The sequence below is a fragment of the Streptomyces sp. CB01881 genome (assembly GCF_002953255.1).
Classification (GTDB): Bacteria; Actinomycetota; Actinomycetes; order Streptomycetales; family Streptomycetaceae; genus Kitasatospora.
The window spans coordinates 10,709,087-10,718,088 of sequence record NZ_CP026498.1 but is presented as its reverse complement, the minus strand read 5'-3'; the positions used below and the strand labels follow the sequence as shown (position 1 = coordinate 10,718,088).

The 9,002-nt window shown below is 70.7% G+C and carries 8 protein-coding genes and 1 pseudogene; 5 read left to right on the top strand and 4 right to left on the bottom strand.

The window, feature by feature from the left end:
* Positions 1–587: substrate-binding domain-containing protein (locus tag C2142_RS41035; protein ID WP_241003006.1), on the bottom strand; the 587-nt coding region annotated here is incomplete at its 3' end.
* A gap of 1,179 nt (positions 588–1,766) precedes the next feature.
* Positions 1,767–3,089 carry a LuxR C-terminal-related transcriptional regulator gene (locus C2142_RS36155; RefSeq protein WP_206671096.1) on the bottom strand — a complete coding sequence of 441 codons (1,323 nt, stop codon included), beginning with the start codon at positions 3,087–3,089 and terminating at the stop codon, positions 1,767–1,769.
* 16 nt (positions 3,090–3,105) lie between these two features.
* Between C2142_RS36155 and C2142_RS36150 the strand changes: the two genes are divergently transcribed.
* On the top strand, positions 3,106–3,798 hold the full coding sequence (locus tag C2142_RS36150; protein WP_241003005.1) for an SDR family oxidoreductase: 693 nt from the start codon (positions 3,106–3,108) through the stop codon (positions 3,796–3,798).
* 97 nt (positions 3,799–3,895) lie between these two features.
* Here C2142_RS36150 and C2142_RS36145 read toward each other — a convergent pair whose 3' ends face one another.
* On the bottom strand, positions 3,896–4,423 hold the full coding sequence (locus C2142_RS36145) for a YceI family protein (protein ID WP_148647042.1): 528 nt from the start codon (positions 4,421–4,423) through the stop codon (positions 3,896–3,898).
* 646 nt (positions 4,424–5,069) lie between these two features.
* On the opposite strand from C2142_RS36145, the gene C2142_RS36140 reads away from it, so the two are divergent.
* Both C2142_RS36140 and C2142_RS36135 read left to right on the top strand, forming a co-directional pair.
* On the top strand, positions 5,070–5,498 hold the full coding sequence (locus tag C2142_RS36140; RefSeq protein WP_148647041.1) for a nitroreductase family deazaflavin-dependent oxidoreductase: 429 nt from the start codon (positions 5,070–5,072) through the stop codon (positions 5,496–5,498).
* A gap of 64 nt (positions 5,499–5,562) precedes the next feature.
* Positions 5,563–6,153 (top strand): NADP-dependent oxidoreductase, encoded by a 591-nt coding sequence (locus tag C2142_RS36135; RefSeq protein ID WP_148647040.1) that lies wholly within the window; start codon positions 5,563–5,565, stop codon positions 6,151–6,153.
* On the opposite strand, the gene C2142_RS36130 is transcribed toward C2142_RS36135, so the two are convergent.
* Positions 6,133–6,759: a TetR/AcrR family transcriptional regulator gene (locus tag C2142_RS36130; RefSeq protein WP_148647039.1), complete on the bottom strand. Its 627-nt coding sequence runs from the start codon at positions 6,757–6,759 to the stop codon at positions 6,133–6,135. The two genes, C2142_RS36135 and C2142_RS36130, sit on opposite strands and share 21 nt — an antisense overlap.
* 84 nt (positions 6,760–6,843) lie before the next feature.
* Here C2142_RS36130 and C2142_RS36125 point away from each other — a divergent pair, with 84 nt between their 5' ends.
* Both C2142_RS36125 and C2142_RS41030 read left to right on the top strand, forming a co-directional pair.
* The gene (locus C2142_RS36125; protein ID WP_148647038.1) at positions 6,844–7,509 is read left to right on the top strand and encodes a methyltransferase domain-containing protein; all 666 of its coding nucleotides are present in this window, start codon (positions 6,844–6,846) and stop codon (positions 7,507–7,509) included.
* Positions 7,510–8,550: 1,041 nt separating this feature from the next.
* Positions 8,551–9,002 (top strand): annotated as a pseudogene (locus tag C2142_RS41030) (nuclease); the annotation flags it as partial.

Below are 9,002 nucleotides of genomic sequence, written 5' to 3'. Positions count from 1 at the left end.
AGGGTGGTGCCCGGATTGAGCGCGACGATCGCCGGGTCGTTCCAGGTGGTGATCTGCGAGTCGAAGATCTTGGCGGTGGTGGGGCCGTCGAGGACGAGCCTGTCGACGCCGGTGACGTTGAAGACGATGGAGATCAGGCCGCCGACCATCGGCAGGTCGATTCCCCGGCCGCCGGTGCAGACCTGCTTGGAGGCGTCGACCTCGGCTGGTTTGAGGGCTGCGTCAGTGCCGGCGAACGCGACCTTGCCCGCGTTGAACTGCTGGACGCCGGCTCCCGAGCCGCCACCGCCGTAGTTGACGCTGACACCCGGGCACGCCGATCCGAACGCGGTCTTCCACACGTCGATCGCGTTCCCCTGGGCGGTGGAACCGGCGCCCAGCAGCTGCCCCGATCCGCCGCAGGCGATCGATGCGGAGGCCGTCGCGGCCGCTGCCGCGCCGTCGGACTCCGAGCTGCACCCCGCGGCGGCAACCGCCAGCGCCAGTGCCAGCGCCGAAGGCGTGAGCGAACGGATAACGACTGAACGAGCAGCAGACACGAGGACTCCCTGCGAGCACGTGGCGCACCGACGAACGAACGCGGCCATCGTCGGCGGCGAACCCTCACGCGCACCGGTGACGCGCTGCGCACGCCCTGAACGTCACCGCGAATTCACCTTCCGTTAGTGCCGCCTGGTTGTCCACGGCCGCACGGTTGTCTGGCAGGCTGCTCCGGCCGGCTCCCGGGCGACCGGGCAACGGCACACGGACGCGCCCCGCCGAACGGCCACTTGAGCCGGAGCCGTCCACGAACCTCCGGGAACGAGCAGGCGGTGTGCGGTGTCGACGTCGCCGGAGCGCCGATCCGGTCCATATCGGCGGCGCGGCCGACCAGCGGCCCGTGTCCTTCGAACACCCGGCCCGCGGCCCGGTCCCCGGGGCCGAGGTACTGGCCGCGGTCAGAGCGGGCATCCACGCCGTCGGGGCTCGAACCGGTCTCCGTCACGTCCGGAGAGCCTGCCGCTACGGTCGTCCCCCGTCGAGGAGGCACTTCAGGACCGCCACGAGCGGGTGACTCTCGGCCACGCGACGCATGCCGGGAGCGCCCTGCGGACGGCGGCCACCATGGCTTCGTCGCCGGCGAGGTCTGGGATCGCCGCGAACGCCTGCAGCACTGCCTGCAGTTCGGGCCGGCCGGCGTTCCTCGCGGCGAACGCGCCGACCGCGCGCATCAGTTCCTCACCGTGCTCGGGTCCGATAAGCGGAGCGATGAGACCTGCGTTCGTCGGCTCCCACCCGGAGGCGTCAAGGCAGAACGCCCGTAGGTCGTCCTCGAAGTCGACCTGCTGCCGTTCGCAGCCCTATGCGGTTGGGGAGGGAGCCGTTGGCGGGTCTGCCGAGTCGCGGCATGTCGGAGCGCCGGAGCGAACCCTCACGCTGCAGAGGTACAGCACGCTCACCGGCGACCGACGATCGCAGTCATCCGGGAGGTGATGAGCCGGGGTCCGGCGAGGGGCTCGGCGGGCGGGTGCGGCTGAGCTCGACCACGTCGAGTCCGAGCATCTCCAGCTGCGACAGCACCCCGTAAAGCCCTGAGCGATCGAGGTAACCGACAAGCACGGTCTGCGCGACCTCGTGCTCGGCTGCCAGCGACGGGAATGCGACAGCGCGGTGGCACCGAGAAGGCCGTCGACGCGGATCGTGTACAGGGCCGGTTCTGCGCTCATACTCCCGATGCTCGATTCCCGCCTGGTGATCTGCCATCGCCGGGATCTGGTGACCACCGACTACCGGGAGGGCCCGCCGCCCAGCAGCTGCAGCTCCCGGGCCCGCTGCACTGCTGAGGAACGGTCGGTGGCGTGGAGCTTGGCGTAGATGTTGCGCACGTGTGTGTTGACCGTGTTGACCGAAACGGACAACTCGCCGGCGATCTCGGGCCGCGACAGATTGGTCGGCAGGTAGCGCAGGACCCGCAGCTCCGCCGGGCTCAGCGCCTCGGCTGCCGACAGCGGCAAGGCGCTCGTCACCCGAGCCGACCCGTGGACGACGTCGATGACATCGGTGAGCAGCGCGGCATGGGCCGACCGGCGCCGCGGCACGCCCTCAAGCAGGTCCCCGCTGCTGGACGTCACGAAGGGCAGGACCAACCGCTGGGGCTCGGCAAGCGCGAGGGCGTGCTCGACAGCCTGCTGGGCCCGCAGAGGCTCGTCGACTTCCCGGTACGCGAGCGCGGCCAGGACGTTGGCCTCGACGACGGTGGCGACATGGACGCAGGGCGCCGTCCCGTCGATGACCGTGGCAACTGCGGCCAGTGCCGCCGCCGGATCGCCCTCCGCCAGGTGGATCACGGCCCAGGCATTGCGAATCTCTCCGGCGTCGCTCAGCGGAGCGCGCAGTGCGTCGAGAACCGCACGTGCCTCGCCCGGCGAGCCGAGCCGGGCACGGGTGGCGGACAGCCAGCCGGTCACGTAGCCCGTCAGGGCGTGCGGATGGGACAGCCGGGACTGCTGGGCGTGCGCCTCGGTGAACTCCTGCGCGGCCTCGGGCTCTCGGCCGCGACCGGCGTGGAGCATGCCCTTGACGAGGTGGAGCAGCATCCCGGTACCGGGTCCGCTGTCGGCTTGCAGGGCGACATCGGCGCGCCGCAGGACTTGCTCGGCGCTGTCGAACTCGCCCGACCAGACCATCACGTAGGCCAGGGTGACCAGCGCCGGGGCCAGGATGGTCGCGGTACGCCAGCCGTGTTCCTCGGCGAGGGCGATGGCCTGCTCGCTGCGCCTGCGGGCGTGGGTGAAGTCGGGCAGCTTCGAGGCGAAGCCGAGCTGGGCCAGGCAGGCGACCTCAAGATAGGGCCGCCCGATCCTCCGGGCCAGGTCTGCGCCCTCCTGGAGATGGTGCACGCCGTCGGAGTGTTTCAGCGCCCAGGCTTCGACGGTGCCCAGGTTCATCAGCGCCACTCGGGCTTCCGGACCGCCCATGACCGCGCCCTGGTGCTCATCGACGACCGGACCGCCGTGGGCGCCGCGGACGCCGGGAAACGCGCCGCGACGGCGTCTCCGGAGGGCCGCTGAGATGCCGGGCCGACTGGAAGGGAAGGTCTGCGTCGTCACGGGCACGGGCGGCAGCATGGGCCGTGCCACCGCCCTGACCTTCGCCCGCGAGGGAGCTCTGGTCGTCGGCTGCGACGTGGCGGTCGAGCCGGCGGAGAAGACCGTCGAGACGGTCCGCGATGCGGGCGGCACGATGGTGTCGCTGCAACCGTGTCACCTGTCCGATCCTGCCGAAGCCGCGCGGCTCGTCGAGTTCGGCCGCATCGACGTCCTGTACAACCTGGCCGCCAGGACCCGCTTCAGCTGGCTTGAGGACGTCACGGACGAGGACTGGGACGCAGCCCGGCGGGACGAGGTCGACCTGGTCTTCCAGCTCACCCGCGCGGCCTGGCCGCACCTGCGGGACAGCCGCGGCGTGGTGGTGAACATGGCCTCGCTCAATGGATCGCTCAGCTTCAAGCTACTGCCGTCCCTGGCCCACACGACGAACAAGGCCGCGATCATCGGCATGACGCGCCAGCTCGCGATGGAGGGCAGCAGGCACGGAATCCGCGTCAACTCGATCTCGCCCGGCCGGATCGAGAGCAACGCCACCCAAGGGCAGCTGGTGGACGGCGAGTTCGCACGTCGGATGGTCGAGCGGACACTGCTCGGCCGGTTCGGCCGGCCCGAGGACGTGGCCAACGTCGCGCTGTTCCTCGCATCCGACGAGAGCTCGTACGTGACCGGCATCGACCTGGTCGTCGACGGCGGCATGAAGGTCTGGTGACGGATCCGGTGACGAATGCGGCCGGCACGGGCGGGCGCTCGATCTCCGACGCGAGTGCCTCCGCGGTCACGACGGTCACTCCTTGTGCGGCGGCCCGCTAGACAGAGCCGCCGCCGATGAGGCGGGCGCGGATGGTCGCGGTCATCTGGAGGCGGCGCCCGGCCATGCCCTTGAGCCTGGTGACGCCGTGGGCGTAGCGGTCGACGGTCGCCGTGGCCTCCACGGCGATCTCGTCGCCGTCGACCTCGGCCTTCGCCACGGTGAAGGTGACGGGCGCGGGGACGCCGTGGGCGGTCAGCTGCCCCTGGAGAGCCCAGGCGCCGGCCTCGTCCAGTTCGGCCCCGGTGGAGGTGAACACGATGTCGGGGTAGGTGGCGGTGTCGAGCAGCGCCTTGGAGAGCACCTGGCGGTCGCGGTTCTTGTTGCCGGTGGCGAAGCTGGCGGCGTCGGCGACGGCGTGCACGCGGCTCCCGGTGGGCGGCTCGGTCAGGGAGACGGTGCCGCTGCGTAGCCGGAAGCTGCCGCGGACGGTGCCCAGCCCGAACATGTGCTTGGTGGTGAAGGTGATCCCGGAGCGGGGGACGTCGATGGCGTACTGTCCCGGCTTCGGCGTTGCGATGGTCATGATGACCTCCTCGTTTACTTGAACATGCAACTCACGCTGTGGAGCTCTTCACTGCAGGCCCTGGCACTGTCGGTGACACGGGGGAACAGTCCGGCGGCAGCGCCGCGCCGTCAGCCTCCGGCTCAGGGGACGCATGAAGATCTCCGCAATGGTGAGCCTTCCCCGACAAGGTGCCCGTCTTCTCGATTGCCCCCAGGATCACCGCCGGACAGGTGAGCGTTTATCGCCGGAACCTGGTGATTTCCGCGTCCGCTGCGACGAAGGACGGCCAGGCCTTCTCCGGGCGTCCGGCGTCGGTGAGCGCCTCGACGCACCGAACGGAGCAGGCGGACCTGCCCGAAGGCGTCGGCGGTCCGGGTCGTTCCGATGACGCCGCGGCAGTACGGCAGGCACTGCTGAACGACGACGAACCACCCTTGTCATCGCCCACAGCTACGGCGGCATCATCACCGCGGAACCCGCCGCGGGTGTCGGGGCGGTGCACCACCTGCTGCTGGTCTCCAGCCACCTGCCCGAGGTCGGACAGAGCCTGTCGGACTTCGCGGTGCGACGCCCCCGACCGTGCGAATCACCTTGATCCGGTGATGCCTCCTCACCTGCCTGGTGGGAAGGCTCACAGTGGCACACCTCCAGACAGGAGTTCGACATGAGCGAAACGGCCAACTGGAACGCGAAGACCATCGCGGAGTTCCGAGCGAACGAGGGCAGGGTCGGCGGGGTCTTCGAGGGCGCTCCGCTGGTCCTGGTGCATCACCGCGGCCGCAGGAGCGGGCGGGAGTACGTCAACCCGATGATGTACCTCCCGCACGACACCGAGCCGGACATCATCTACGTCTTCGCCTCCAAGGGCGGAGCACCCACCAACCCGGACTGGTACCGCAACTTGACCGCCATCGGTGCCGGCAGCATCGAACGCGGGACCGAGACGTACCAGGTGACCGTCCGCGAATTGACCGGCGCCGAACGCGACCGCGTCTACGCCGAGCAAGCACGGCGCTACCACGGCTTCGCCGATTACGCACGCCAGACGGCTGGAGTCCGCACCATCCCCGTGCTCGAACTTCGGCGGACGTAGCCCACGCCCCAGACCCCGCCCGTTCACCTGAGCAGGGACCCCATCGGGGCGAAGGAGAGAGATCATGCCGAAGGCGGTCAGGTACGACGAGTTCGGCGGGATCGACGTGTTGCGAGTCGACGAGGTCGAGCGCCCGCTACCCGGAGACGGGCAGATCCTCGTACGGGTGAAGGCTGCCGGCATCAACCCCAGTGAGGCGGTGATCCGCACAGGGGCGGTAGCGGACATGTTCCCGTCGATATTCCCGTCCGGGCAGGGCAGCGACCTCGCCGGGGTCATCGAGGAGGTCGGCGCCAGGGTCGGCGGATTCCGGCCCGGTGACGAGGTGATCGGGTTCAGCAACAAGCGGGCCTCCCAGGCCGAGCTGGTCCTGGTGGAGGCCGGCGACCTCACGCGCAAGCCGGAGAAGGTGCCATGGGAGGTGGCCGGCGGCCTGTACGTCGCCGGCGTGACCGCGTGGGGGGCGGTACACGCCGTCCACCCCGAGGAGGGGGAGGCCGTCGTCGTCTCCGGAGCAGCCGGAGGAGTCGGCTCGCTCGCCGTCCACCTCGCCCGCCGTACCGGGGCCACGGTCATCGGCCTGGCGAGCGAGAACAACCAACAGGGCTCCGATCCTCCGCGGCCCGTCGGCCGTTCAAGCGCCGTCGGCGAGTAGGGAGCTCAGCGTCAGGGCGCCCAACTTGCCTTCCCACTGTGCAGGTTCGGGCGCCACGGCGAAACGGAACTGCTGCGAGGCGAGCAGGGAGACCAGCCACCACGCGCCGGTCTCGGGTTCGACGTCCGACCGGATGCTGCCGTCGCGCTGACCGTCCGCGAGCAGGTCGGCGAGCGCCGCCGCGACGAGCCTGTTCCCGCGCCGCGCCGCGTCGAGGACGACCGGTTCGGCGGTGATGGTCATCGCGTCGGCGAACAGCACGCCGAGGGTGCCGCGGGCGTGGACCTGGGCGAGGTGCTCGGGGGCGAGGAGTTCCGCCAGCCACGCACCGACACTCGGGCTGCCCCCCGCCCAGTCCCGCAGAGACGCCTCCAGTTGTGCGGCAGCGTGGTCGAGGACGGCGGCGAAGACCGCGGCCTTGGAGCCGAAGTTCTGGAAGACGACCGGCTCGCTCACGCCGACCCGGCGGGCGACCTCGGACATCTTGCCGCGCTGGTAGCCGACCTCGGAGAAGACCTCGGTGGCCGCCGCAAGGATCAGGGCCTGGCGGTCGGCCGGCTTCAGGCGCGTACGCGGACGCTTCGCTGCGGGATCTGGCTCGGGCACGTCCGCATCCTATCCGCCCCTTGCCAAGAGACTTAGTCGCAACTAAGTTCAACACTACTTAGTCGCCACTAAGAAAGAGACGGCATGGAACTCGCACGCTTTCTGCACGGCAGTGCCGACGCCCGCACCGCCGGGCAGACCCTCACCCACGGACGTGCCTACGAGGCCTTCGGCAACGTCCTCTTCGGCGGCCGGCGGCGCCAGGTCTTCACCCGCCTCGCCCGGCTCAGCGGCGCCCGGCCCGGCGACCGTGCCCTCGACGTCGGCTGCGGCACCGGCTACCTGACCCTGTGCGTCGCCGACGCCGTGACCCCCGCCGGCAGCGTGCTCGGCATCGACCCCTCCCCCGACGTCCTGACCCACGCGCGCCGCCGCGCCGACCGCCGCCCCCACTGCACCTTCGCCGACGGCATCGCCGAGAACCTCCCCGGCCCGGACGGCGGTTACGACGTCGTGGTCAGCAGCCTGATGATCCACCACCTGCCCGAGCACGTCCGCGCCCGCTCCGTCGCCGAGATGCACCGCGTCCTGCGCCCCGGCGGCCGACTCCTGCTCGCCGACTTCCGCCCGCCCGCCAACCCGGTCGCCCGCCATCTCATCGGCGCCGTCACCGGGCCCGTCATGGAACACAACCCGGTCCACCTGCTCGAACCCCTGGTCCGCGACGCCGGGTTCACGCAGATCGAGACCGGGGACCTGCACCCCTGGATCCACCACGTCCGCGCCACCAAGCCCGGACGACCCGAGTGAGCCCCACCGCTCTGCGGACCAATCGCGCCCTGCGCACAGCCGCGCTCGTGCTGGTCCCCGCAGGACTGCTGCTGCACCTCTGGTTGGGCACCAAGGTCCCGCTGCTCGCCGTCCCGATCGGCCTCGCCTGCCACCTTGCCGCGGGAATCGGCGCCCGCCGGTGGCTAAGGGGACAGCGTCGCCCCACCGGCTGACGGCACAGCGGGGTCGGCACCTGCGGCTTCTTGGTCTGGTGCAGGACGAGGTCGGTGACCGGCTTGCCGTCCGGGCCGGTGATGGCGAAGGGGTAGCCCGCCGCCTGGCCGGCGGGCAGGCCGGCGCTCCTGGCGTCCAGGCGGTAGCCCTCCCGTTCGGCGGCGAGGCCCTGGGCGGCTGCGTCCATGGCGGGCATCCCCGGCATGCCCGCCATGCCCGAGGACATCGCACCGGGTGTTGCCGTCATCGCGCCGTGGTCCGTCCCGGGCATGCCGCCTCCCGCATGCCCGGAGTGCGGGGACGAACCGCACGAGACAAGCCCGAGGAGCAGCAGCACGGGCACGCAGGAGGCCAGGGCCCAACCGCGGGACATCGAACGAAAGAAAGCGGACATCAGCAGGTCTCCCATGCGGGTGCGCCGAGAAGGACGCATGGATGTGCGGATGCACGTGGCCTGACCGGTCGCGACCGACACCGGATCACCACTGGTGGCATGCCTGGTGCAACGGCGACACGCCAAGGTCCGGCCTCCTCTCCGCCTCCGGCTGGCGGCGCGTGGAACCGCCCGGCCGGTGACACCGTGAGAGCCGAGCGGAGTACGGCCCCACAGGACGGGAGACCGGTGACGGTCACCGCGACAACCGGAGGTTCGCGGCGGTCAGGGTGGCTCCGAACCGTCAGGACCGGGTGAGAGCGCGGCGGTCATTGAAGTCGATCGGATGCGAACGTACAGTGGCGGCGCCTCCGCCACCTCCATGACGAGGCCGCTACCCACGGTGAGGACTCACCGTTGTAAACCGGCGTGCGCCGACGTGTGGCGTCCGCCCTCCCACCCGAGGGACTGCCATGGGAACGCTGCTGGTCCACGGCCAGTACCGGATCATCGGTACCGAGCCGGACGGCGACACCCTCCACTTCATCCCCACCGACCCGACGGTCTTCGACAAGCTCAAGGACTCCCCCGTCGAGGTCAAGAACGGCGACGTCAGGCTGAGACTCGAAGGCATCGACGCCCTGGAGACCCACTACGACCGCACCGGGCCGAGGATCCGTCAGCCCGCGGAGTTCGGCGACAAGGCCGCACAGGAGCTGCTCACGTTCCTCGGGTTCGGCGACGTCCAGCGCACCGGGCAGAAGGTCGTCTCCGCAAACCCGCCGCAGACCCCGGGCTGGATCCTCACCCAGGGAGGGGACCCGTTCAAACGCTGTGTCGCCCTACTCGGCACCGGCGCCCCGCCCGGCGCGGACGGCACCCAGGCCCAGGTCGGCGTGCCGCTGCTGCAGACCAAACCACCACC